Below are 25,264 nucleotides of genomic sequence, written 5' to 3'. Positions count from 1 at the left end.
TCACAAGTCGATTACGCCGCGCTTGCGCAGCAGGATCCAGAGGAAGAACGGCGCGCCGGCGATCGCCGTGACGATGCCGATTGGCAATTCGGCCGGCGCCACGATGACGCGGGCAACTGCGTCGGCAAGAAGCAGCATCGAGGCGCCGAGCAGCGCCGATGCGAGCAAAAGATAGCGATTGTCCGGACCGATCAGCAGCCGCAGCAGATGCGGCACGACGATGCCGACAAAACCGATGCCTCCGCTGACTGCGACAGAGGCGCCGACCGCTGCCGAGACGCCGACGATCGCGGTGTATTTCAGCCGCTGTACCGGGATGCCGAGATGTCCGGCCGTCGCCTCGCCGAGCGCCAGGGCGTTGAGGCCTTTGGCCAGGAACGGCATTGCCGCAAGCGCCAGGATGATGATCGGACCGACGGAAGCGATCTTCGGCCAGGTCGCGCCGCCCAGCGAGCCCAGTTGCCAGAAGGTCAGGTCGCGCAACTGCCGGTCGTCGGCCATGAAAATCAGGATACCGGTCAGCGCCATGGCAAGGGCTGCGAGCGCAATGCCGGCAAGCAGCATGGTAGCGACCGATGTGCGCCCCTGCCGCGTGGCGACGCGGTAGAGCACCAGCGTGACCGCAAGGCCGCCGCAGAAAGCGGCGAGCGGCAAGGCCAGCCCGCCGAGCGCCAGAGTGAGCGGCGCCAGCCACGTCGTGCCGAGCACGATGACGGCGACCGCGCCGAGGCTCGACCCGGCGGAAACGCCGATCAGGCCGGGATCGGCGAGCGGGTTGCGAAACAGGCCTTGCATGACCGCACCCGATACGGCCAGTGCCGCCCCGATGAGCACACCGAGCAGTACGCGCGGCATGCGGATATCGTAGACGATCAACCGGTCGCGGGCACCAAGCGCGGCGTCGTCCGGCGTGGCGCCGGTCAGCCAGTCACGAATGACACCAACGGCCGATGCATCGGAAGCGCCCGACCTCAGCGACAGGAACATCGAAAGGGCAAGCGCCACACACAGGAGCACAATAACCAGGCGAGCGCGCCCGGAACGATCGCCCTCGGCCACCTTGCCCGCCGCGCCGGCGATCGACTGATCCACCATCGGCTCAGTCCGTGACCTGGCTGCCATAGAGCGAGGCGGCCAGATCGTGGATGGCATCGGCCGTGCGCGGCCCGAAGCCGAGGAGATAGCTGCCATCCATCAGGGTCAGCTTGCGGCCTTCGCCCGCCGGCGTCGAGGTGATCGACGGGATGGCGAACAGCTCGGCCTCCGCAATCGGCGGGCCGGCATTCTTCATGGCCAGGATCACGTCCGGCCTGGCAGTGACGATCGCCTCGTCGGACATCTGCTTGTAGCCGGAAAAACCTTCGACCGCATTGACGGCACCGGCGAGCTTGATGATGCCGTCACCGGCGGTGTCGGTGCCGGCGGCCAGGATCTTGCCGCCCTGGATCGACAGCACGAACAGGATGCGCTTGCGCTGCTTGATCGACGCCGTCTGCTTCTCGGCCGCCTTCAGCTTGGCGTCGGTCTCAGCCACCAGCGTCTCGGCCTTGGCGTCGACGCCAAGCGCCTTGCCGACGATGCGGATCTTTTCCAGGATGCCGTCATGGCTGTAATGCTCGGGCACGTCGATGAACGGAACGCTCGACTTTTTCAGCACATCGACCGCTTCCTTCGGCCCACTGCCATGCAGCGCCAGAATGCCCGAAGGATTGACCGACAACACGCCTTCCGGCGACAGCTGGCGCATATAGCCGACGTCGGGCAGCGCGACCGCGGCGGCGGGGTAGCGGCTGGTCGAATCGCGGGAGACGAGATGACCTTCCTCGCCAAGCGCGTAGACGATCTCGGTGATCGAACCGCCGATCGCCACGATCCGCGACGTGTCGGCCAACACGGCCACGTTCTCGCTGGCCGGCACTGGGGCGGCAATAAACAGCGACAGGCCCATGGCCGCGGCAAGCGTCCTGAACAGTGAAATCATCGTCGTTTCCTCAGGCTGCGGTCGGGCTTGGAATGCGCGGCAGGTTCTCGGCAAGGAACCGCCAGTCGTCGCGCTCGCCCTCGCCTTCATGGCGCTTGCCGAAGAACTGGATGATCATCTTGCCGTCGGCGCCATAGGCTTCGAGCGAGGTGACATGACCGTCCTTGGTCGGTTTGCGCACCGCCCACACCTCCTGGATGTGGTCGGTGCGCAGATGCAGGTGGAACGTCTCGTCCATGACGTTGATCCACGGCCCCATCGGCTTGATCGACTTGACGGGACCGGAATGGATCTGGATGCAGCCTCGGTTTCCGACAAAACACATGATCGGCATGCCGTCGGCGGCGGCATGGTGGAACATGGCGACGATGGCGTCATTGTCGAGCAGCCAGGCATAGTCCTGGCCGACCATGCGCACGGCCTGGCGGCGGGTGAGCTTCAGCGTTTTCAACATGCCAAAGAACTGGTGGACGTCGGTCAGCCGGCTCCAGCGGTCGCGCAGATCATCGATGTCTGCGGCAATGCCCGACGTCTCCGCGTCGTCGTCGGCCAGGCCTTCGATAGACACGGTTGCCTCCTGGTTCGGCGATTCGAGTGCGGCCACGAGCTTCTGGTAGGCATAGAGATTGGACGCCGGCCGCAGATGCACCTTGTGCACCGCATCGCCGGCCGCGTCGAAGAATTGCAGGCTGCGGCGGATGTCGCCACCGTCGCGCTTTTCCCCGGCAAAGCCATGCGCCCAGACCTTTGGAAAGATACGCAGGTCGATGTTTTCGCCCAGCACCATGGCATTGTGCGTGCCTGTGACAACCTTGTTGTAGACGCCGATCTTCTCGTGCACCGCGCTTTCGTTGCGGGTCAGCGCCATCACTTCGCCGACGGCGTCGAGGCCGGTCAGAAGATCGTTGACCCTGGGCTCGACGCGCACGACACCGTCGCCGCAATGCGCGGCCACCAGCTCGGCTTCGGAAATACCGAGCTCGGCGGCAAGATCGCGCTCGCGCGCTTTCGGATTGTCTGCCCGCGCTCGCCGGATTTCATGCGGTGCGGGTTTTACGCGCTGGTCCATGTCCTGCTTACCTGTCCTGCCTGGCGTTTTGGCCTGCCTGGCTGTTTCGTCACTTGTTGAGGATGAGCTTGCCCTGGCGGGTGATCTTCAGCCGATAGAGCGCCCCATGGTGCTCGATGCCGATCTCGTGCTCGCCCTGGAACAGCGTGTTGGAGGACAGCGTCCGCACCGCCAGCGGCACCCGGTCGAAGCGGGTCGGCGTCTCTTCGGAACGGCGGACGCGGTAACGAAAGTCGTTGGGATTGTGGGTGTTCATCTCTTTCGATCCCTTTCCTGTGCCGGGCAACTGGCTAGGCGTTGCAAAAATGCCGATTCATTTCTTGACTCGAATAATCATGTTTATTAGTCAGTGCAATACCGGACCAAATGAGTCAACATTTAAGACGCCGGACAGAATGAAAAATGCCAGCGAGCACCAAGCCAGCCAGCATCGAACCTGGAATTTTGGAGTTGGGGCATGGGCTTGGGAAATTGTGGACGACTGGGTCTGGCGAACGCCGATCCGGTGCATCGGCCTATGGCAAAGGCAATGGCAGCCTTGCTTGCGGGGGCAGCGACGATCGCGCTGCTGACATCGCCGGCCAGCGCTCAGCCGGCCCCTGACCAGGCCGACCAGACCAGGAAAACCGAGGACACCAAGCCGGCGCCCGCCGGCGCGACCCTGCTGGACAAGATCCTCGTCATCAGCCGCACCGGCGAGACGGCAATCGAATCGCTGGCCTCGGCCAGCCATGTTGACCAGGAACAGCTCGACCGCCGCATGGCGCCGACGCCGAACGAAATGCTGCTCGGTGTGCCTGGTGTCGCCGTGCAGGCCGATGCGCGACGCGTCAGCTCCAGCATCAACATCCGCGGCCTGCAGGATTTCGGTCGCGTCGCGGTCATCGTCGACGGTGCCAGGCAGAATTTCCAGCGCTCAGACCACGGCACGCAGTCGACCTTCTATGTCGATCCCGAGCTCATCAAATCCGTTGACGTCATTCGCGGACCGACCGCCAACACCTACGGCTCCGGCGCCATTGGCGGCGTCGTCTTCTTCGACACCAAGGATGCGGTGGATTTCCTCAGACCGGGCGAAACCTGGGCCGGCTCCGTCACCGGGCGCTATGAAAGCAACGGCAAGGGCTGGACCGCCAGCGCCAGCGGCGCCTACAAATTCAACGACGATTTGGATGTGCTGGGCAACATCGTCTACCGCGACTACGGCGACTACAAGAATGGCAGCGGCGACACCGTCGCCGGTACCGGTTTCGACGTGCTGAGCGGCCTGCTCAAGACCACAATCCGCCCGAGCGAGAACAGCGAATTGAAGCTCGGCTGGGTCGGCTCGAGCGACGGCTGGACGGAAACCAGCGGCGGCGTGCCGGCCAACGACGTCGACCTGAAGTCGAACACCTTCACCGCCCGCTACAACATCACTGACGACGCCAGGAGCTGGCTCGATCTCCACATCAACGCCTCCTACAACAAGACCAATCTCGACCTCACCACGCTGGTCCCGCAGAACCGCTTCGATCCGTCGACCGGCCTTCCCGTGCTGCTGCCCGTCGGTTCGACCTCGACCTTCGACGTTGGCACGGCCGGCGTCGACATCTGGAACACGTCGCGCTTCGAAACAGCCGGTGTTGCGCACGAATTGACCTATGGCGGCGACTGGGTGGGTGACGATGTCGAGACCGGCGGCACCGCCGGCGGCGACAGCTTCTACACCCCATCGGGCAAGCGTAGTGTTTCGGGCGCCTACATCCAGGACAAGCTCACCTGGGACTGGCTCGAGGTCATTGCCGGGCTGCGTTACGACAATTACAGCCTCGAAGACAGCACCCACGAAACGTCAGGTGATCGTCTGTCGCCGCGCATCACCGTTGGTGTCACGCCCTTCGAAAGCGCCAGCCTGGCGGGCCTGCAGTTCTATGGCACCTACGCGGAAGGCTACCGCTCGCCGTCGCTGACCGAAACGCTGATCAGCGGCAACCATCCGGCGGGCGTCACCTTCCCGTTCCTGCCCAATCCGAACCTGCGGCCAGAAACCGGCAAGACGACCGAGTTCGGCGTCAACTACAAGCTGAAGGACCTTATCGAGGCCGGCGACGCGTTCCGGCTCAAGGCCGGCTACTTCCACAACGATGTCGACGACTACATCGAAGGCGTCACGCTGTCGGCATTCGACCCGACCAGCGGCTGCCCGTTCGGCCCCGGGATTCCGATCTGCTTCCAGTACCAGAACGTCGCCCAGGCCAAGATCAACGGCTTCGAACTGGAAAGCGTCTACGATGCCGCCTGGGGTTATGCCGGGCTGTCGGCCTCGATCATCAACGGCCACACCATCTCCGATGAAGGCGAGCGGGCCGACCTTGCCACCATCCCGTCGTCGCAGGTCACCGGGCAGCTCGGCTTCCGTTTCCTTCAGGACAAGCTGACCGTCGGCGGCGTGGTGCAGTACAACGGCAAGCCGAAGGGCAACCCCGTGGCCAAGGATTATACTCTGGTCAACGCCTTCGCCAGTTACCAGGCCACCGACAATCTGAAGGTGGACTTCCGCGCCGACAATTTGTTCGACGTCAAATACACCAACCCGCTGAACGGCGGCACCACCGCCGTCATCTATGAACCCGGCATCACGCTGAAGCTGGCCGCAACCATGCGCTTTGGAGGCTGACACCCATGACAAGTTTGACGGCATCGCTTCGGCTCCTGACCTCGACGTTGGCGATGTCGCTTGGCTTGGCGCCGGCGTGGGCTCAGTCCGCGCCGGCTCCGCAACTCAGCCTCGAGCTCAATGCCGTGCAGCCCTCGGACAAGGGTTGCCGGCTGACCTTCGTCGTCAACAATGCGCTCGGCGCCGATCTGTCCAAGGCGGCTTTCGAAATCGCGCTGTTCAACGAGGCCGGCGTGGTCGGCCGCCTGAGCGTGCTCGACTTCAAGGACCTGCCGGCCGGCAAGACCAAGGTGATCCGCTTCGACCTCGCCGGCACCGACTGCACCAAACTCAGCCGCGTGCTGATCAACAGCGCCACCGAATGCGCCGGCGTCGAACCGGGCGCCTGCATGCGCGGCCTGAAGACGCAGACCAAGACCGGTATCGCATTCGGCGTTTGAGGTGGGTCTGCATCCCGCCTTCCTGCACGACAATGCGACACGACCCGTCGCAGCTCCGCCGTCATGGCCGGCAACCGATCTTGATTTGACAATCCCACCCCGCTCGCGGCAGGTCTCGCCGCGAACCATGCAGGACATCACCCCCCTCCCCGACGCCGGCAACGAACCGGCGATTACGATGGACGAGCTCGCACAGCCGGCAGCCGCGGACCGCAAATGGACTGTGGCGATCGTCGCGTCCTGCCTGCTCCATGCCGCTGCCGCAGCGGCGTTCTTCATCGGACCCGCAGGGACATTCGATTCCAGTAACGCGATACAATCCGAAGGCACCGACCAATCGGGCGCCGAGGTGGTCGGCAGCGCCTTGGACAGCCAGGCTCCCGACGCGGTCGATGTTACCCTGGTAACCGATCCGCAGCCGGCCAAGCCCGAGGCCGTTCGACCCGTGCCGCCGACCGAGGCGCCTCAACCGGTAAAGGAGCCGGCGGCGCCCAAGCCTGCGCCGGAAGCCGCCGAACAGGCGACCGCCGCGCCAGATACACTGACGGCCGCCATCCCGAATGATCAAACTGTCGCCCCAAGCGCTGAGACGTCGACTCCGCCAGGGGTTCAAACGCAAAGTTCAGAGGCACCGCCCGCCGACGAGCCCGCCGTTGATTTGCCTGCTGCCAAACCACCAGTCCCGAGCCCGCGGCCGACCCCTCCAGCCGGATCTGGAGATACCCGCGGTGCGGCAGATGGCGAAGAACGCGACGCACCGGCGGTTGCCAGCAAGGGTAAAAACCAGGACGCGGCTGGCAATGCGATGGAATCTCGTTACGGCGGTGAAATTCAAAAGAAGCTTGCCCGCGCTAACCGGCGCGTTTCGAAGGAAATTCAAGCTAAGGCTCGCAACAATGCCAGGGTCTATTTCGTCGTCATGGCTGACGGCAGCGTCAGCGACTTGCAGCTTGTCGAAAGTTCAGGGTCTGCCGAACTAGACCAATTCGCTTTGAAACTGGTGCGCCAGCAAGCCCCGTTCCCGCCCATTCCACCCGAGATCGGATTATCAAGTTGGGTGTTCAGGGCGCGGATCGGTCCGTTTTAACCAGCTCGCAGACCTTCGCCAAATGTCATCGTCCACCAATTCAAGAGGAAGCCCAATGTACATCGCCATGAACCGCTTCAAGGTCCAGAACGGCTCCGAGACCGCCTTCGAGGATGTCTGGAAGAACCGCGATTCCAGCCTTTCGGAAATGAAAGGCTTCAGAGAGTTCCACTTGCTGCGCGGCCCGGTCAACGAGGCCGAGGGTTACACGCTGTTTGCCTCGCACACGGTGTGGGCAAGCCATGAGGATTTCGTCGCCTGGACCAAATCCGAGAATTTTCGCGCCGCCCACCGCAACACCGGCACCTCGAAGGTGCATTATCTCGGCAATCCGCAGTTCGAAGGCTTTTCGGTCGTCGAAGGGGCCTGATTGAGATTTCACCCGTCGACGAGATCTGACGACGGGCAGATGCCCTCATGTTCCGGTTGAATTCCGGCCGCCCAGTCGCCGAAGCCGCTGGGCAATGTGCAGGCGCAGCCGCCGCCAGGGCTGTCCGCGTGTCAGGTAGCGCGCCAACCGCGGATCACCGGCCAGCTCCGGGAACTGGCGCACATGCTGCGTCAGGAATGCAGGTATGAAATTGCGCCCGTTGAGATCGCTGAGCCAGGCAGAATTCGCCAGCAAATAGTCTGCGGCATCCGCCGCCAACACGCTCCTGTAGCTCCTGTATGCAGGCGTTTGCCGCACATTGCCGCCGGCAAAGGCAGTTCCGGTGGACAGGTTGGAGCCATGCAGGCGATAGAGGCCGAGACCTTCTGACAGGATGAGGCTGCCGCCGGCCTGGTGCGCGAGTGTCGCCGTCAGATAATCGGTCCCGACCTTGGCCTTGAACGGGAAGGACAATACCGGTTCCAGCGCGCCACGCCGGTACATGATCGCCGAGCATGGCGACCACAGCCAGCCCGTCACCGCAGGTGCGAAATAGGTTACCGGATGCTCCGATGCATAGGCGATCCCAGGCGCCATGCCGGCAAGCCGGCCACCGGGCGCGATGGCGACGCCACTCCGATCCGGTCCGGACCGCGGTTTGCGCAAGGCAAGGAAGGTGCCGCCCAGCAAGGTGCCGCCGCCATCGACAAGGAACACATCGGAACTCGACAGTGCGGCCGAATGCGTCGTGTTGAGGTGGGCGGACAGATGCGCCAGGAGAAAATCCGGCAGCCACACGTCATCGGAATCCAGAAACGCGACGAAAGGCGCGTCGGTTGCGGCAAAGCCGTCGCGGAATCCGGCGATCTGCCCGCCATTCTCCGTGCGCGCCATCAGGCGCAGGCGCGGGTCGTCTATATCCCTTAGGAGCTGGCGGACTTGGTCGGCCGAGCCGTCCGTCGAGGCATCGTCGACGATGACGCATTCCCAATTCCGGTAGGTCTGCGCAAGCACCGAGCGGATCGCCTGTTCGACGTACGGCCGATAGTTGAAGCAGGTGATGACCACCGCCACCCGCGGCAGCTCAAACGGCCGGGACGTGTCTTCCATCTGTTCCGCTGCCCCGCTCGAGTTGCTCTCTGTCCCTTGCGCATACCCTTGCAACCCGACGCAGGCAAGCGAGCCGCGAAAAGCCCCCTAGGCCGCCGCGAGCAGGCTGGCATTGCCGCCGGCAGCCGTGGTGTCGACGCAGACAGCGCGTTCATGCGCATAGGCCGCCGGGTTGAGCACCTCGCTGACCAGCGGCACGATCGGCCCGCTGCGGTCGGCAATGACCTTGCGCACGATCCGCGCCGCCTCGGGCCTGCCCGAGAAGGCGACGACATCGACGCGCAGCGAACGCGCTTCGACTGGGTCTGACCGACCGTCTATGGCCGCCAGCGGCAACCCCTTGCCGGTCAGCGCCGACAGTGCTGCCGGCGCGCCCGGCGCCACGGCCAGCACCGCATTGCCGGCGGCCAGCGCCTGGATCGTCTGGGCAAGCAGCGTGTCGGCGTCCGGACCGAGGCACAGCACCCGGCCACGCGGCGACAGCGACAGCGTGTTGGCCTCGCCGGTCGGTCCGGGCAGGTCGACCTGGCCGAAATCGATGGCGGCTGCAGCGCCGATCGCTGCAGCGCCCTTGCCGCGCAAATGCTTTCTCAAAATGGCGATGCGGTCCGGCCTCGTCGACCAGCCGCCAAGCGTCGGATCGGGCAGATTGTCGGCGAGTTCGGTCGCAGTCACCTTGTGGCCCTCGGCAATCTCCGTGCCCGCCTCCGGCCCCTTGCGGAACCGCCGGAGATAATGCGGCCCGCCGGCCTTCGGCCCGGTGCCCGAAAGCCCCTCGCCCCCAAAGGGCTGCGAACCGACGACCGCGCCGATCTGGTTGCGGTTGACATAGATGTTGCCGGCGTGGATGCCGTCGACGAAATGCTGGACGCGGCCTTCTATGCGGGTGTGCAGGCCGAAGGTCAGGCCATAGCCCTTGCGGTTGATGGCGGCGATGACGGCGTCGATCCCGTCGGCGTCGAAGCTGGCGACATGCAGCACCGGGCCGAACACTTCGCGCTCCATCTCCTCGATGCCTTTGACCCGGAACACATGCGGCGCAACGAAGCGGCCGTCCTTCGGTGCTTCGAGCTTGGCAATCAACCGGCCCTGAAGCCCCATCTTGGTGCAATACTCGCGGATCGATTCCTGCGCCTCGTCATCGATGACCGGCCCGACATCGGTCGAAATCTGCCAGGGATCGCCGATGGTGAGCGCTTCCATGGCGCCCTTCAGCATATCCAGCATCTTCTTCTCGACATCCTTCTGCACGTAGAGCACGCGCAGCGCCGAACAGCGCTGACCCGCACTCTGGAAGGCGGACGCCAGGATGTCGCGCACCGCCTGTTCGGGCAGTGCTGTGGAATCGACGATCATGGCATTGAGACCGCCGGTCTCCGCGATCAGCATGGCGTCGGGCGCGGCCGTCTCGGCCAGTTGCTTCTCGATCAGCTTTGCAACCTCGGTCGAGCCGGTGAAGCAGACGCCGGCAATGCGCGGATGCGCGGTCAGCGGTCCGCCGACCGACGGGCCGTCGCCCGGCAGAAGCTGGATCACATCTTCCGGCACGCCGGCCTCGCGCAGCAGCTCGACGGCGCGGAAGGCGATCAGCGGCGTCTGTTCGGCCGGCTTGGCGATGACCGAATTGCCGGTGACGAGCGCTGCCGCGATCTGGCCGGTGAAGATGGCGAGCGGGAAATTCCACGGCGAAATGCACACGATCGCGCCGCGCGCCTCGGTGCCCGCTTCGTTGTTGGCCGCTTCGGCAGCGTAGTAGCGCAGGAAGTCGACGGCTTCGCGCACTTCGGCCACGCCGTCGGCCAGCGACTTGCCGGCTTCCCTGGTGGCGAGCGCGAAAAACTCGACCGCATTGGCCTCATAGAGGTCGGCTGCGCGGTTGAGGATGGCGGCGCGCTCCGCAACGGGACGCTTCGCCCAGGCCGGCTGCGCTTCCACAGCAAAGCGCACCGCGGTCGCGACCTGCTTGACGGTGGCTTCGGCGACCGTGCCGACGATCTCGGCAGGCTTTGCCGGATTGACCACCGGGCGCTGCTTGCCGTAGCCGGCGGCGCGCGTGATCGGCTTGGCATGCCAGCGCTCGGGCCCGGCAAAGGCCGCCTTGGCCTTGTCGATCGCCGCCAGCGTCACCGGATCGGTGATGTCGAACCCCTTCGAGTTGCGCCGACCAGCGCCGAAGATCGTCGCAGGACGAGCGATTGCCGGATTGGCGGCGGGGCCCTGGCTCTCGACCGTCTCGAGCGGATCGCGCGCAATATCCTCCGGCTCGACGTCCTCGTCGGTGAGCTGATGGACGAAGGAGGAGTTGGCGCCATTCTCCAGCAGGCGGCGAACCAGATAGGCCAAGAGGTCGGAGTGCGCGCCGACCGGCGCATAGATGCGGCAGCGCGTGCCTTCGGCCCGGCGCACCGTCTCATGCAGCGCTTCGCCCATGCCGTGCAGGCGCTGGAATTCGAAAGCGTCACGGTTGTCAGCCATCGACAGGATGGCGGCGACGGTATGGGCATTGTGCGTGGCGAATTGCGGATAGATGCGGTCGGTCATCGACAGCAACTTTTTGGCGCAGGCCATGTAGGAAACATCGGTGTTGGCCTTGCGGGTGAAGACGGGGTAGCCGGAAAGCCCGAGCGTCTGTGCCCGCTTGATCTCGGTGTCCCAATAGGCGCCCTTGACCAGCCGCACCATGATGTTGCGGTCGTACTTTTCCGCCAGCGCATAGAGCCAGTCGATGGTGAAGGCCGCGCGCGGGCCGTAGGCCTGGACGACGACGCCAAAGCCATTCCAGCCGGCAAGCTCCGGCTCGGACAACACACGCTCGATGACGTCGAGCGACAGGTCGAGCCGGTCGGCCTCCTCGGCGTCGATGTTGAGGCCCATGCGCGAATGGCGTGCGGCCAGCGCCAGCGACAGCAGCCGCTCGGCCATCACCGGCAGCATCTTTTCCTTCTGTGCCTCTTCGTAGCGCGGATGCAGCGCCGACAGTTTGACCGAGATGCCGTGGTTCTGGCGGATATCGGGACCGTTGGAGCCTGAATCGAGCGAGGAGATCGCATCGGCATAGGCCTTGAGGTAGCGCAGCGCGTCGGCCTTGGTGCGGGCCGCCTCGCCCAGCATGTCGAAGGAATAGAGATAACCTTTCTGGATCATCGACTTGCCGCGCTTGACGGCTTCCGCAATGGTGCGGCCGAGCACGAACTGCTCGCCCATTTCGCGCATGGCGGCGGCGACCGCCTTGCGGATCACCGGTTCGCCCAGTCGGCGAACCATCGAGCGCAGCGTGCCTTCAATGCCGCCCTCGCCTTCGTCGAGCACACGGCCGGTCAGCATCAGCGCCCAGGTCGAGGCGTTGACGAAGATCGAGCTCGAACCGCCCGAATGCGCCGACCAGTCATGCGGTGCGATCTTGTCGGCGATCAGGTCGTCCATAGTCTCGGTGTCAGGCACGCGCAGCAGTGCCTCGGCCAGGCACATCAGCGCCACTCCTTCCTTGGTGGAGAGGCCGTAGGCCGAGAGAAAAACCTCCATCAGCCGCGGGTCGGACGAGCCGCGCACCGCGCGCACCAGATCCGCGGCACGGGCCGAGACGGCTTTGCGGTCATCGGCCGAAAGTTCTGTCGCGGCAGCCAAGCGCTTCACAGCCGCGTCTTCGTCGGGCAGGTAGTTGGCGCGGATCTGCTGGCGGATGGTGTCGAGCGGCATGGCGGTCCTGCGGAGCAAGCATCTGGGAGCGGGCCGGCGGTCGCCGGACCGAATGGCGCAAGCTAGCACAGAGCCGCATTTTCGGCCGGTCCAAAGAAATCGACATGGCAGGCCGATCGGTCTATCATTGCGGTTAAATTATTATCAGGTGGACTGTGATACCGGTGACAGAAGACCAATTGGACCGCATCGACAAAAACATCCTGTCGGCGCTGGCGCGCGACGGGCGGCTGTCCATGTCGGAACTGGCCGGCAAGGTCGGCCTGTCGAAGACGCCGGTGCAGGCGCGGGTGAAGCGCCTGGAGAAGGACGGCTATATCAGGGGCTATCAGGCGATCATCGATCGCGAGCGCATGGGCGAAGGCCATGTCGCCTTCGTCCAGGTCAAACTGTCGGACACGCGCTCGGCCGCGCTCGATGCTTTCAACCGTGCGGTGCAGGCCGTGCCGGAGATCGAGCAGTGCCACATGATGGCGTCGAGCTTCGATTATCTCCTGAAAGTCCGTACCACCGACATCGCCGCCTATCGCCGCGTGCTCGGCGAGCGCATCTCGGCACTGCCGCATGTTGCGCAGACCTCGACCTTCGTGGCCATGGAGACGGTGAAGGATCGCTAGCTCACTCCGACAGCGTCTTCAAAAACGCCACCAGCGCCGCGCGTTCGCGGTCCGACAGTTGCAACGGGTGCACTTCGGAGGTGCCTTCAACGGCCGCCTCCGCCTTCGCGTAGTGCGCCACCACCTCCTCCAGCGTGGAGAACTGTCCGGCATGCATATAGGGCGGCCGTGTCGCCGCGCCCCGCAGCGACGGCGTCTTGTAAGCACGCATCAGTTCGGGTGCTGCCTTGACGATGAAGCGCAGTTCTCCGCAGGCGCCGGCGTCGCCATCGCGGAAGGCGCCGAAGCAGTTGAATGGGTCGGCCTGAACCTGGGCCACCGCATCGAAACGGCCGCGATCCAATGGCAAATCCCTGACCGGCCGCACGCCGGTGTTGTGGAAAGCGTTGTCGGTGAAGCGCGGGCCGTTATGGCAGGTGACGCAATTGGCCTTGCCGATGAACAGTTTCAGCCCGAGCATCTCCTCCGGCGAAAAGGCATCGTCGGCTTTCGGCTTGGCGCCTGACGCAAGATCGATGGCAAAGCGGTCAAAGCGCGTCTGTGCCGGTTCGATCGACCGTTCGAAGGCGGCGATCGCCTTGCCGATGTTGGAAAAGACGCGGTTGACGTCGTCCATTTGGGCCGCGGTCATTGCCTTCCATGCCGCCTGCTCGGCCTCATTGCCGAGCGGGCTGGCGTTGGCCGGCACGGCGGAAAGATCCGGCAGTGGCCCGAAGATGCGCTCATAGCGCTCGCCGAACCGCTTCTGGATGTAATGCGCGAAGGCCGCGCGGTTCCCCGCCTGCTCGAGCGGATTTTCCAGCGGCGTCAGCGCCTGCGCCCACAGGCTGTCGCGCCGTCCATCCCAGAAGAACCACGGATTGCGGGCGATGCCGGCCAGCGGCATCGAGCGCCTGTTGGTGCGGCCGACACCGACGGATTGCGGCAGGTCATCCTGGAACTGCCGGTCGATCTTGTGGCAGGTCGAGCAGGATACGTTTCCGTCGCGGCTCATGCCCTGGTCGAAGAACAGAGTGGAGCCCAAGGCGGCGGCGGCCGGCACGTCGGCGAACCGGTTGGTGGTGTCGGGTTTGAGCGCCGGCAAGGTGTTCAGCGCCAGCGAAGCGATGGTCTTCTTCTCGGCATCGGAAAAATCCGGTTTGCCGCAGCCGGCAACGAGCACGACCGCCGCCAATGCCAGAAGGCGCAACAGGCCGTTCATCCGCTCACAGCACCACGTTGAAGACGACCGTGTCGGAACCGGCCGCCGCCGAAATGGCGAAGCGCAACTGCCACACGCCGCTCATGGTGAATTTCAGCCCCTCGATGCGGTAACGCCCCTCGCCAAGATAATCGGTCGCCTGCGGACTGGTCGGCAAGCCGTGATTGTGCTGCGGCATGCCGCCGGACACCGAGATCGCCGCACCTTCCACGGAATCGCCCTTGACCGTCTTCAGGGTCAGCAACCAGGATTGCAGTTCGCCTTGCCGGATAACGCCGCGTTCCGGCTGAATGCTGGCGACAAACAAGCCGTTCGCCGTCTTCTTCGAGCGCGAAACATCGGGGCCCGGCGCCGACTGCGGCGCGGTCAGATAGACGATCGCCAATATGCCAGCCAGCAAGGCGGCCAGACCAACGCCCGCAAGAAGATAACGCCATATCGATGCCAAACCGGTTCCTCTTCTGGACATAACGTCTCGGGAAGCAATTCGCGTCCCGCCGCTTCTGTGGGAAAACGCTTCTGGCGCAAAAAACCGCCGCCGCCAAGCATGGCGCTGCCGGCCGCAAAAAGCTACAGCAGCGAACTGGTCCGGAGACAGATACATGGCAGCAGACGGCGTCGCTTCGATCGGTGAATGCATGCTCGAGCTGTCCGGCCAGGCCGGGCCGAACTGGCGCATGGGCTTTGCCGGCGACACGTTCAACACGTTGTGGGCGCTGCATGCGCTGAGCGGCGAGCGGCCGGCGACCTATGTCTCGGCCTTCGGCGACGATCCCTTCTCGCAGGGCCAGATTTCGTTCTTCGCCGAAAACGGCATCGACATCGGCGCCAGCCCGGTCATCCCAGGCGCGCGGCCCGGCCTCTACGCCATCACCTTGACCGGCGCCGAACGCGCCTTCACCTATTGGCGCAGCGACGCGGCGGCCAGGCGGCTTGCCTCGGACCCGGCCGCCTTGGCAAAAAGCCTTGAAAACCAGGCTCTTGTGTATTTTTCCGGAATCACCTTGGCAATTCTGGATGCCGCCGCGCGCAAGACGTTGCTGGCAGAAGTGGCCAAGGCGCGGGCTGCCGGTTCGCTCGTCGCCTTCGACCCCAACTACCGGCCGCGCCTGTGGCAGAGCCGCGAGGAGGCGCAAGCCGCGATCCTCGACGCGCTTGCCGTCACCGACATCGCGCTGCCGACCTTTCCCGACGAGCAGATGCTGTTTGGCGACTCGGCACCGCAAGCGACCGCCGAACGGTTCGGAAAACTCGTCGGCGAAGTCGTCGTCAAGAATGGCGAGAAGCCCGCGCTGATCGCTGCTGGCGGAGCCCTGCAGCCGGTTCCGGCCCAGCATGTCGCCACCCCGGTCGACACCACCGGCGCCGGCGATTCCTTCAATGGCGGCTATCTCGCCGCCCGGCTTGCCGGCCATGCCCCGGCGGATGCCGTGCAGCGCGCGCATCGCGTCGCCGCCGCTGTCGTGCAGGTGCGAGGCGCGCTGGCGCCGTTCGAGGTTCTAAGAACCGCTTTCGAGGGCTAAGACCTTAGGGAAGCCTGAAACGATATTCCGTCACCTGATGATAGATCTGGCCCGGCCACAGCGTGGCCTGTGGGAAATAGGGCCGGTTCGGCGCGTCGGGCCACGTCTGCGCTTCCAGGCAAAAGCCGGAAAACGCCTTGTAGCGCCGTCCGTCCAGGCCGCCCGAGGTCGGCGCGACATACTGGCCGGTGTAAAGCTGCAGGCCCGGCTCGGTGGTCCAGACCTCCATCTCGACGCCGGAATTGGCGCCTTGCGCCCACGCCACCTGGTGAAGCGGGCCCCGGGCTGACGCCAGGCAGAAATTGACGTCGTAAGGAAGCTGCCCGCCTTCCGTTTCCATGCGCAGCGGCCGCGCCTGGCGGAAGTCGAAGGGCGTGCCGTCGACAGGTTTGACGACGCCGGTCGGGATCATCTCGCCATCGACAGGCGTATAGGCGCCGGCATTCAGCATCAGCCGGTGGTCGAGAATGTCACCGGTGCCGCCATCGTCGAGATTGAAATAGGAATGCTGCGCCAGGTTGCACAGCGTCGGCTCCTCGCAGGTGGCGGTCAATTCTATCGAGAGCGTGCCGGGGATCTTCAGCCGGTAGGTGCAGGTGACGTCGAGCGCGCCGGGAAAGCCCATCGTGCCCTCGGGATCGTGCAGGGTCAGCGTGACAAAATCCCGGCCGTGCAGCGAAACCGTCCACGGCCGGTGGAAGAAGCCCTCCGAGCCGCCATGCAGCGTGTGCTTGCCGAGGAAATTGCGCTCGGTCTGGTAGCGCTGGCCGGCAATGGTGAAGCGGCCGTCGCGGATGCGGTTGGCGTAACGGCCGACGACCGCGCCGAAGAAGGCCCGGTCGGTCTCGTAAGGTTCGAAGCGGTCGTAGCCCAGCACCAGCGGCGCGTCGTGACCGGCGAGCCGCAGATCCTGGATGATTGCGCCGAGCCCGATGATGTTGGCGCTGACGCCGCCGCCCCGGATGGTGAAACGGCGAACGGGTTCGCCTGCCTGCGTCGTGCCGAAGACTTCGCCGTCCTTCATCTTCTATGTCCAAATGCTAATTCGTCGATCTATCGACTTAGAGCAATTCCAGCAAAAGTGTGAAACGGTTTTCCGTCCGGAATTGCAAAAAACAAAGAACTGGAGCGGTTCGGCGTTTCCGTGAAACGCTGAACCGCTCCAGTCCGGCTGAATGTCGTCTGGCAAGGGCCGGCCCGCGGCCTGCCCTGCCCTGCCCGTCAATGATTTAGAGGCCGAGGCCGCCAATGCAGACATATTTGGTGTCGAGATAATCCTCGATGCCCTGATGTCCGCCTTCCTTGCCGAGGCCCGATTCCTTGACGCCGCCGAACGGCGCTTCCGGCGTGGTGATCAGGCCTTCATTGACGCCGACCATGCCGTATTTCAGGCCTTCCATGACCCGGAAGGCGCGGCCGAGGTCGCCGGTGTAGAAATAGGCGGCAAGGCCGAACTCGGTGTCGTTGGCAAGCGCAATGGCTTCCTCCTCGGTCTCGAACTTGAACACCGGGGCGATCGGGCCAAAAATCTCTTCCTTCATGAAGCGCATGTCAGGCTTCGCATCGGCGATGACGGTCGGCTGGAAGAATGAGCCGCCAAGCGCGTGGCGCTTGCCGCCGGCAACGACCTTGCCACCCTTCGACGTGGCGTCGGCGATGAATTCCTCGACCTTCTCGACCGCCTTCACGTCGATCAGCGGTCCCTGCTGCACGCCCTCTTCCAGGCCCGAGCCAACTTTCAGCGCATTGCTGGCAGCGGCCAGCTTCTCGACAAACTTGTCGTAGATGCCGGCCTGCACCAGGAAGCGGTTGGTGCACACGCAGGTCTGGCCGGAATTGCGGTATTTGGCGGTGATGGCGCCGGCGACGGCGCGATCAAGGTCGGCATCGTCGAAGACCAGGAACGGCGCATTGCCGCCGAGTTCCATCGAGACCTTCTTGACGGTGACGGACGACTTCTGGATCAGCAGCTTGCCGATCTCGGTCGAGCCGGTGAAGGTGATCTTCGACACCAGCGGATTGGCGCAGATCTCGTCGCCGATTTCGCCGGCAGCACCCGTCAGGATGTTGATGACGCCCTTGGGGAAGCCGACTTCCTCGGCGAGCGCGCCCCATGCGAGGCCGGAATACGGCGTCTGCGAAGCCGGCTTGACCACGGCGGTGCAGCCGGCGGCAAGCGCGGGGCCGAGCTTGCGGGCAAGCATGGAGGAGGGGAAATTCCACGGCGTGATGGCGGCAATGACGCCGACCGGCTCCTTGGTCACCAGGATGCGGCGATCGCCCCATGGTGATGGCACGACATCGCCATAGGTGCGGCGGCCTTCCTCGGCAAACCACATGATGTAGGCGGCAGCCGAACCGATCTCACCCTTGGATTCGGCGAGCGACTTGCCCTGCTCGATGGTGAGCAGTTCGGCCAGCACATCCTGATTGTCCATCATCGCGTCATGCAGCTTGCGCAACAGCTTCGAGCGCTCCAGCGCGGTCGTCTTGCGCCAGGTCTTGAAGGCTTCGCTTGCGGCTTCGATGGCGCGGCGGGTTTCCGCCTTGCCCGACTTCGGCACGGTGCCGATCTTGAGACCGGTGGCCGGGTTGTTGACGTCGACCGTTTGGCCGCTGTCGGCCTGCACCCATTCGCCATTGATGAGATTGGCCTGGCGCATGAAATGGCTGGTTTTCTGCAGCATGGTCTAGCCTCCGTTCGGCGCATTGACGGGCCGGTTTCCTGGATCTCTTGAACGAGCGTGCACAATGGCGGCGGAGCCGACACGCTGAAGCCACTGCTCTTTACCTAGGGCAAGCCCGGCAAGCAATTGCAAGATGGCATATAGGCTTTGGGCCAGCCCAACGCCAGAGAAATTCACATGTAAATTAGTTTGGGCCGCAGCCTTGCCAAAGACCAGCCTTGCCAAAGACCAGCCTTACAGAAGACCAAGCCTACCCAAAGACATGCACCACCACCGTCAGCCAAAAGGCGGTTGTAACAACCGCGCTTGCCGTGGCGATGGTCATCTGGTTCGACGCCAGCGCCTGGCCGGTGTTGAACTGCACGGCGATGAGATAGGAATTGATGCCGGACGGCAGCGCCGCCACCACGACCGCCACTTTGGCCGTCAAGGGCGGCAGGCCAAACAGCCAGACCAGGCCGAGCACCAGCGCCGGCATCAGGAACAGTTTCAGCGTCGACAGCGCCAGCGCCGGTCGGATGTTACCGGAAATGCCGAAACGGCGCAGGCTGAGCCCCATGGCGAACAGCGCCACCGGCCCGGCGGTGTTAGCCAGCGCATCGGCCAGTCGCATGGCAAGGTTCGGCAGCGGCGCGCCGGTGAGGCGCCATGCCAGCCCGGCCAGGATGCCGATGATCAACGGATTGGTGAACAGTCTTCTCAGAAAGCTCTGGATGATGCGCAGCGGGTGTACGGGCTCGCTGCCGCCGCGGCCAAATATCTCGAACATGATGATCGAAGCCATCATCATGGTCGGCAGATGCACGGAAACGAGCAGCGACAGCACTTCGAATCCGCTGGACCCGAATACGCCGAGAACGAAGGGAATGCCCAGCAACACCACATTCGAGAAGGATGACGACACTCCACCGACGATGCCGGTGCGCGCGTCCCGCCCAAAGATCCGTGTCGTCACCAGATGGCCGGCGGCCCATGTCATTGCAACCGCCGCGAAATAAGCACCCCACAGCGACCAGGGCGCCACGCCGTGGAAATCCGAATTCACCATCGTCCGAAACAGCAGCAGCGGCATCGCGACGTTGATGGCGAATTCGGAGATGCCGTCCCCGCTGGCCGGTTTCAGATAGCCGGTGAGCCCGGTGACATAGCCGAGCGCGACGAGGCTGAAGACGAAAAGAACGGTTTCGGTGAGCGGAGACATTTTTCAGGGATAGGCGAGCCCGGATTCCAGCGCAATCGCCATGATCTTCAGAAACTGATCCTCGATCCGCCCGGCGCCTGAATTTGATCATGGTCGGGTGGCAGCGCTATACAGGCTTGGGATCGTCAGGGCGGACACACAGCGAATGGTTGCGACGCCGAAACAGCGTCATTTCAGACGGGAGTGGCTGGTCAGACAGGAGTGGCTGGTCAGACAAGTGTGGCTGGTCAGACAGGGGTGGCTGGCGGGTTTCGTCGCTATACTGCTTTGCCTTGGCGTATCTGAGGCCCAGGCCGCCGAGACCAAAAGTCTCAAGGGCGTGGCGCTGATCATCGGCCAGTCGAAATACGAGCACATCGCAGCCCTTGCCAACCCGGCCAACGACGCCCGCGACATGGCCAAGATGCTTACCGACCTCGGCTTCGATGCCCGCAACGTCACCGATCGCGATGCCGCCAAACTGAAGCGCGATCTCGATCGCTTCGTCGAGGATGCCGAAGGCGCCGACGTCGCCTTCATCTATTATTCCGGCCACGGCATCGAGGCGGGCGGCGAGAATTATCTGGTGCCGGTCGATGCCGACGTCTCGTCGTTGAAAAATGCCGGTGAGGCGCTGGTGCCGATTTCAGCCGTCATGGACGAGCTGAAAAAGACCGTGCCGGTGACGATCGTGCTGCTTGACGCCTGCCGCACCAACCCGTTTCCGCCGGATGCCGTGGTGCGCCGGGGGCCGACGGCTTCCGCCGAGCCTGTCGGCGCCGGCGGGCTGGAACCGGTGCGCGGCGCCAAGGCCCTCGGCAATGCACCAGCCGCCGATGCGAGCCTGGGAACCGTGGTCGGCTTCGCCGCCGAGCCGGGCCGACCCGCACTTGATGGCGCAGCCGGCGAAAACAGCCCCTACGCCGCCGCCCTGCTGCGCCACCTCACCGCGATGAAAGGCACGGAATTCGGCTCGGTCATGCGCATGGTCACCGAGGAGGTCTATCTCGACACCAAGGCAAAGCAGCGCCCCTGGGTCAGCGAGAGTCTGCGTCGCCTGCTCTATTTCGGCGTCGCGCCGCCGGAACCGACCGGCGACGACGGGCTGATCACCGGTGAGCGGCGGCAATTGCTGCTGACCATTTCCGACCTGCCCGATCCCAAACGGGCTCAGGTGGAGTTGGCTTCTCTCCAGGACGGCGTGCCCCTTGACGCGCTCTACGGCGTGCTCAAGGCGCTCGGCACGGAAAAGATCCCTGAGGATCCCAACGACCTGCAGAAGGTGCTGGACAGCCAGGCCGAGCGTCTGAAGAAGATGATGGCCGAGCGCGCCGCATTACGCACCGACGATCCCGAGATCAGTCGCCTGGTCGCATCCGCCGACAAGGCCATAGGCCAGGGCGCCATGGTGACGGCGCGCAAATTCCTCGACGACGCGGTCGGCCGGATCGAGGAAAACAGCGGTGCGGTGGATGAGGCCGAGGACCTGCTCCGGCAAAAGCGCATCGCCGACGCCGCCATCTATGCCAAACGCGCCGACGCCGCCGCGCTGGTCTTCGACTACAAATCCGCCGCCAACGACTATGCCAAGGCGTATTCGCTGGTCGAGAAGTGGGACGAAAAGCTGCGCTGGAACTACAAGAACCAGGAGGCCGAGGCGTTGAACGCTCATGGCTACGCCACCGGCGACCTCGATGCGCTACAACAGTCCATCGAGGCCTATCATGTCATCTTGAACTTCATTCCCAATGGCGAACAGAGCCGCGATTGGGCAATCACTCGCAACAACATGGCGGTCGTGCTGCAAACCATCGGCGAACGCGAAACCGAGACCGCGCATCTGGAAGAGGCAGCGCAGATCTTCCGCGGTTCGCTTGCCGTTTTCGAGCGCGAGAAGGACGACCGCAACTGGGCCGCGGCGCAGAACAACCTGGCCAACGTGCTTCTGAAGATCGGCGAACGCGAGAGCGACCCGAAGCGTCTCAATGAAGCGGTGGCGGCGACGCGCGCCACCCTTGAGAAGCGTCCGCGCGACAAGCTGCCGTTGGACTGGGCCGGTTCGCAGAACAATCTAGGCCTCGCGCTCTATGCACTCTCCGAGCGTGAGCCTGCCGGCGAGCATCTCACCCAGGCGGAAGCAGCCTACCGGCTGGCGCTTGAGGAATACACACGCGAGAAAGCACCCGTGGAATGGGCGATGGTCGAGAACAATCTCGGCAACACGCTTGTAACGCGTGGCATCCAGCTCAACGACAAGGCGAAGATCAACGAGGCGGCCGACGCGTTTCGCGCCGCGCTGGAAGTGCGAACCCGCGAGACTTTCCCGGTGTCCTGGGCGACCAGCCGCCTCAACCTGGGCAATGCGCTGAGCGGTATCGCCCGCTTCGATATGGGCACGGCTACGCTCGAAGAAGCTGCTGCTGCCTATGACGACGCTCTGACGGTGTTTACCCGCAAGCGCTTCCCGATGGACTGGGCGTCAGCCCAGAACAATCTCGGCTCGATCTATCAGACGCTGGGCCAGCGCACGCGTGATGCGGCCAAGCTGGAACAGTCGGCGGCAGCCTTCCAGGCGGCACGGCAGGTCTATGTCAGGCGGAAGTTCCCGCAGGACTGGGCGATGAGCTACTACAATCTCGGCAACACGCTGCAGCTTCTCGGCGGCGTCACCGACAAGCCCGAGCATTACAGCGAGGCGGTCGACGCCTACGGCAATGCGTTGCGCGAGTACAAGCGCGAGACGAACCCGCGGCAATGGGCAATGGCCCAGGCCGGCCTTGGCTCGACGCTGCACTGGTTGAGCATGGGCAATGGCGATGCCAAGACCCTGCAGGATTCGATTGCGGCGCGGCGAGCCGCGCTCGAAATACTCACCATCGAGGCCGCGCCGGTCGACTGGGCCAACGCTCAAAATGGCATCGGTATGAGCCTGCTCAACCTCGGCAATCTCCAGCGGACCGACAAATATCTCAACGACGCCGAAGCGGCGTTCACGGCGGCGCTGAAGGTGTTTACGCGCGAAAGTCAGCCGCTGCAGTGGGCCTTCGAGCAGAACAATATCGGCGACGTCCACTGGAACCGCGCCAGCTATGGCGCGGGCAAGCCGGAATATCTCAAGGCGATCGAATTCTTCGAGAACGCCAAGCAGGGCTTCACCGAAGCCGGCTACACCATCCCTATCCCGCTCACCGATCAGAAGATCGAGCTGGCGAAGAAGCAAATGGCGAAAATGTGAAGCGAACCGAGGGTTCGCCTTTCGCTTGTCTTTGTGCCGGCTTTCCGATCCCTATATCAGAATGACCGGAGCGGCATCCGGCTCCCGGAAAGGTTTCGATGATTCGATTTGTGCTGTCGCTGTTCCTGCTTGCTGTTCCCGCCGTCGCCCACGCGACCGACGCCGGCTGGGCGCTGTTGCGTGACGGCGGCCATGTCGTGCTGCTTCGCCACGCACTGGTCACCGGCACCACCGACCCCGCCAATTTCGACATCGACAACTGCGCCACCCAGGTCAATCTATCGGCGCGCGGCAAGCAGCAGGCGAGCAAGATCGGCGCGCTGTTCGGCGCCCGCGCCGCCCCCATCGAGCGGGTGCTGTCCAGCCGCTATTGCCGCTGCCTCGACACCGCCCGCATCGCCTTCGAGGCGGAGCCGGAGCTTTTTGCGCCTCTCGACCTCCTGAGGAGCGATCCGACCGAGAAGGCCGCGCAGCTCGACGCGGTGATGAAGGAAATCCGCGCCTACACCGGTTCCGACAATCTGGTCATGGTCACGCATCTCGAAAACATCGTCGCGCTGACCGGCGTCTCGCCGCGCGAGGGCGAAGCGGTGGTGGTCGAGCCGCAGGGCGATGGCTTGCGCGTGCTCGGCCGCGTCACGTTCTGAGAAAGCCAGTGGTCAAGCTCCGTGAAAACTAAGCTGACGTAACGTCAACTGGGAGGGCCGCCGGCTTGTCGGGCGGCCCTTCTTGTCTTCACGGGAGGGCCATCCCATCTGCGCCCGGCGCATCAGGCCTTTTCCTGCCGGAAAAAACCGATTAGACAGCGCCCAAACCAGATGCGGACAGATTCCGCCCGCAACCGAAGGAAGAGCCCTTGTCCACCACGTTCGACAAAGTCGCCAAGATCATTGCCGACACCAGCGAGATCGATATCGACACCATCACTCCCGAGAGCCACACGATCGACGATCTCGGAATCGACAGTCTCGATTTCCTCGATATCGTCTTTGCCATCGACAAGGAATTCGGCATCAAGGTGCCGCTGGAAAAGTGGACCCAGGAAGTCAATGACGGCAAGGCTTCGACCGACGATTACTTCGTCATGAAGAACCTGTGCGCCAAGATCGACGCGCTGGTCGCCGCCAAGACCGCCTGATATCGGCTGGCGCGCGGCCTTGACGGGCTGCGCCGCCTGACCCACAAAGCCGCTCATGAGCAGCCGTCGCGACGTCGTCATCACCGGTATCGGCCTTGTCTCCTCGCTGGGAGAGGGTCCGGATACCCACTGGCAGAAGCTGGCGCAGCCCGGCTTGCAGCCGGTGCTCGAAGCCGCGCGCTTTGCGCCCTACACCGTGCATCCCCTGCCGGAGATCGACTGGAACCTGCAGATCGCCAAGCGCGGCGACCAGCGGCAGATGGAAACCTGGCAGAGGCTGGGCACCTATGCCGCCGGCATGGCGCTGGACGACGCCGGCATCAAGGGCAATGACGATCTCTGCACGACGATGGACATGGTGGTGGCCGCCGGCGGCGGCGAGCGGGACGAGGCGGTCGATGCCGCCATCCTCGCCGCGTCCGAGAGCCGCAACGACCGCGACGTGCTGCTCAACGAGAAACTGACCACCGAATTGCGGCCGACGCTTTTCCTGGCCCAGCTCTCCAATCTGCTCGCCGGCAACATCTCCATCGTCCACAAGGTGACGGGGTCGTCGAGGACCTTCATGGGCGAGGAAGGTGCTGGCGTCGCCGCCGTCGAGACCGCCGCCGCGCGCATCCGCTCCGGACAGTCGACGCACATACTGGTCGGCGGCGCCTTCCAGACCGAACATTCCGACATGCTGCTCGGCTATGAGCTGGCCGGTTATCTGCATCGCGGCCCATGGAAGCCGGTCTGGCAGAGACAGGGCGCCGAGGGCGGCGGCCTGGTCTCCGGCTCCGGTGGCGCCTTCCTGGTGCTGGAGCAGCGCGAACACGCGCAAAGCCGTGGGCGGAAAATCTATGCCGAGCTCGGACCGGTCATCTCAGGCCGCGCCCGGCGCTCGCGCGGCGAGCTTGACGCCGAGATCGCGGCATTGCTCAAACAGGCGGCTCTCCCGAACGGCAAGTTGCTGGCCCTGTCGGGCGCATCCGGGGCGCATACCGCAACGTCAGCCGAAAAGGCAGCGCTGGATGCCAATCCGGCGATATCGGCGCGCGGCTTCGCGACGCTGACCGGGCATATGAAGGAAGCGCAGTTTCCATTCGCGGTCGCCCTCGCCGCCCTGGCCGTCGACCGCAAGGCCGCCTACCCCGTTTTCGACGCCGCGGCCGAGAAGCCGTTCGAAGGCATTCCCGAAACGGTGATCGCAACGGCGATCGGCTATCACCAATTCGAGGGCATGGCTCTGGTCAACGCTGCTGCTTGAAGCAGCGCTGCGCGATCATGCT

At 64.2% G+C, this 25,264-nt stretch carries 21 protein-coding genes; 10 read left to right on the top strand and 11 right to left on the bottom strand.

Annotated elements, in window-relative coordinates; translation table 11 throughout:
* The 4 genes from ACYG9Y_RS08445 to hemP are packed head-to-tail and all read right to left on the bottom strand — an operon-like array spanning nucleotide 1 to nucleotide 3,306.
* Entirely contained in the window at nucleotides 1–1,095 is a 1,095-nt protein-coding gene (locus tag ACYG9Y_RS08445) for a FecCD family ABC transporter permease (RefSeq protein ID WP_286461669.1), read from the bottom strand.
* Nucleotides 1,096–1,099: 4 nt separating this feature from the next.
* The gene (locus ACYG9Y_RS08440; protein WP_031253349.1) at nucleotides 1,100–1,981 is read right to left on the bottom strand and encodes a heme/hemin ABC transporter substrate-binding protein; all 882 of its coding nucleotides are present in this window, start codon (nucleotides 1,979–1,981) and stop codon (nucleotides 1,100–1,102) included.
* Nucleotides 1,982–1,991: 10 nt separating this feature from the next.
* Entirely contained in the window at nucleotides 1,992–3,050 is a 1,059-nt protein-coding gene (locus ACYG9Y_RS08435) for a hemin-degrading factor (protein ID WP_023739064.1), read from the bottom strand.
* Nucleotides 3,051–3,099: 49 nt separating this feature from the next.
* The gene (gene hemP, locus ACYG9Y_RS08430) at nucleotides 3,100–3,306 is read right to left on the bottom strand and encodes a hemin uptake protein HemP (RefSeq protein WP_023673860.1); all 207 of its coding nucleotides are present in this window, start codon (nucleotides 3,304–3,306) and stop codon (nucleotides 3,100–3,102) included.
* Nucleotides 3,307–3,579: 273 nt separating this feature from the next.
* On the opposite strand from hemP, the gene ACYG9Y_RS08425 reads away from it, so the two are divergent.
* From ACYG9Y_RS08425 to ACYG9Y_RS08410, 4 genes are all read left to right on the top strand, one after another.
* A complete protein-coding gene (locus tag ACYG9Y_RS08425) occupies nucleotides 3,580–5,709 on the top strand; it encodes a TonB-dependent hemoglobin/transferrin/lactoferrin family receptor (RefSeq protein ID WP_031253348.1) in 2,130 nt (709 codons plus the stop codon).
* Between the two features lie 5 nt (nucleotides 5,710–5,714).
* Nucleotides 5,715–6,149 carry a hypothetical protein gene (locus tag ACYG9Y_RS08420; RefSeq protein ID WP_023739066.1) on the top strand — a complete coding sequence of 145 codons (435 nt, stop codon included), beginning with the start codon at nucleotides 5,715–5,717 and terminating at the stop codon, nucleotides 6,147–6,149.
* Nucleotides 6,150–6,276: 127 nt separating this feature from the next.
* Nucleotides 6,277–7,236 (top strand): energy transducer TonB family protein, encoded by a 960-nt coding sequence (locus ACYG9Y_RS08415; RefSeq protein ID WP_023681733.1) that lies wholly within the window; start codon nucleotides 6,277–6,279, stop codon nucleotides 7,234–7,236.
* Between the two features lie 55 nt (nucleotides 7,237–7,291).
* A complete protein-coding gene (locus ACYG9Y_RS08410; RefSeq protein WP_023739067.1) occupies nucleotides 7,292–7,606 on the top strand; it encodes an antibiotic biosynthesis monooxygenase family protein in 315 nt (104 codons plus the stop codon).
* A gap of 45 nt (nucleotides 7,607–7,651) precedes the next feature.
* Here the strand turns inward: ACYG9Y_RS08410 and ACYG9Y_RS08405 are convergent, their stop codons facing one another.
* Together ACYG9Y_RS08405 and putA are read right to left on the bottom strand one after the other, a co-directional pair.
* Entirely contained in the window at nucleotides 7,652–8,716 is a 1,065-nt protein-coding gene (locus ACYG9Y_RS08405; protein ID WP_023681735.1) for a glycosyltransferase, read from the bottom strand.
* 87 nt (nucleotides 8,717–8,803) lie between these two features.
* A complete protein-coding gene (gene putA, locus ACYG9Y_RS08400) occupies nucleotides 8,804–12,412 on the bottom strand; it encodes a bifunctional proline dehydrogenase/L-glutamate gamma-semialdehyde dehydrogenase PutA (RefSeq protein WP_023739068.1) in 3,609 nt (1,202 codons plus the stop codon).
* Between the two features lie 164 nt (nucleotides 12,413–12,576).
* Between putA and ACYG9Y_RS08395 the strand changes: the two genes are divergently transcribed.
* Complete coding sequence (locus ACYG9Y_RS08395; RefSeq protein ID WP_023739069.1) at nucleotides 12,577–13,029, top strand: Lrp/AsnC family transcriptional regulator; 453 nt, start codon at nucleotides 12,577–12,579, stop codon at nucleotides 13,027–13,029.
* Between the two features lies 1 nt (nucleotide 13,030).
* On the opposite strand, the gene ACYG9Y_RS08390 is transcribed toward ACYG9Y_RS08395, so the two are convergent.
* On the bottom strand, nucleotides 13,031–14,230 hold the full coding sequence (locus ACYG9Y_RS08390; RefSeq protein ID WP_023739070.1) for a cytochrome-c peroxidase: 1,200 nt from the start codon (nucleotides 14,228–14,230) through the stop codon (nucleotides 13,031–13,033).
* Nucleotides 14,231–14,234: 4 nt separating this feature from the next.
* Nucleotides 14,235–14,678: a FixH family protein gene (locus ACYG9Y_RS08385; protein WP_023739071.1), complete on the bottom strand. Its 444-nt coding sequence runs from the start codon at nucleotides 14,676–14,678 to the stop codon at nucleotides 14,235–14,237.
* 154 nt (nucleotides 14,679–14,832) lie between these two features.
* Between ACYG9Y_RS08385 and ACYG9Y_RS08380 the strand changes: the two genes are divergently transcribed.
* Nucleotides 14,833–15,753, top strand: coding sequence for a sugar kinase (locus ACYG9Y_RS08380; protein ID WP_023739072.1), 921 nt, complete (start codon nucleotides 14,833–14,835; stop codon nucleotides 15,751–15,753).
* A gap of 4 nt (nucleotides 15,754–15,757) precedes the next feature.
* On the opposite strand, the gene ACYG9Y_RS08375 is transcribed toward ACYG9Y_RS08380, so the two are convergent.
* The 3 genes from ACYG9Y_RS08375 to ACYG9Y_RS08365 all read right to left on the bottom strand — a co-directional run bounded on the left by ACYG9Y_RS08375 (nucleotide 15,758) and on the right by ACYG9Y_RS08365 (nucleotide 19,641).
* Nucleotides 15,758–16,777, bottom strand: a complete 1,020-nt coding sequence (locus ACYG9Y_RS08375) for an aldose epimerase family protein (protein ID WP_023739073.1) — start codon at nucleotides 16,775–16,777, stop codon at nucleotides 15,758–15,760.
* Between the two features lie 205 nt (nucleotides 16,778–16,982).
* On the bottom strand, nucleotides 16,983–18,440 hold the full coding sequence (locus ACYG9Y_RS08370) for an NAD-dependent succinate-semialdehyde dehydrogenase (protein WP_023670445.1): 1,458 nt from the start codon (nucleotides 18,438–18,440) through the stop codon (nucleotides 16,983–16,985).
* A gap of 250 nt (nucleotides 18,441–18,690) precedes the next feature.
* Nucleotides 18,691–19,641 (bottom strand): AEC family transporter, encoded by a 951-nt coding sequence (locus tag ACYG9Y_RS08365; RefSeq protein WP_023681741.1) that lies wholly within the window; start codon nucleotides 19,639–19,641, stop codon nucleotides 18,691–18,693.
* A 145-nt stretch (nucleotides 19,642–19,786) separates the two neighbouring features.
* Between ACYG9Y_RS08365 and ACYG9Y_RS08360 the strand changes: the two genes are divergently transcribed.
* The 4 genes from ACYG9Y_RS08360 (at nucleotide 19,787) to ACYG9Y_RS08345 (ending at nucleotide 25,242) form a co-directional block, all read left to right on the top strand.
* Nucleotides 19,787–22,855, top strand: a complete 3,069-nt coding sequence (locus ACYG9Y_RS08360) for a caspase family protein (protein WP_023739074.1) — start codon at nucleotides 19,787–19,789, stop codon at nucleotides 22,853–22,855.
* A 98-nt stretch (nucleotides 22,856–22,953) separates the two neighbouring features.
* Nucleotides 22,954–23,502 carry a histidine phosphatase family protein gene (locus ACYG9Y_RS08355; protein WP_023691044.1) on the top strand — a complete coding sequence of 183 codons (549 nt, stop codon included), beginning with the start codon at nucleotides 22,954–22,956 and terminating at the stop codon, nucleotides 23,500–23,502.
* A 209-nt stretch (nucleotides 23,503–23,711) separates the two neighbouring features.
* Entirely contained in the window at nucleotides 23,712–23,993 is a 282-nt protein-coding gene (locus tag ACYG9Y_RS08350; protein WP_010909964.1) for an acyl carrier protein, read from the top strand.
* Nucleotides 23,994–24,048: 55 nt separating this feature from the next.
* Nucleotides 24,049–25,242: a beta-ketoacyl-ACP synthase gene (locus ACYG9Y_RS08345; protein ID WP_023696481.1), complete on the top strand. Its 1,194-nt coding sequence runs from the start codon at nucleotides 24,049–24,051 to the stop codon at nucleotides 25,240–25,242.
* Nucleotides 25,243–25,264 lie beyond the last annotated feature (22 nt).

It is taken from the genome of Mesorhizobium sp. W050 (assembly GCF_054719535.1).
Note: the sequence above shows the minus strand (reverse complement) of the source record. Positions and strands in the feature narration are given on the sequence as shown.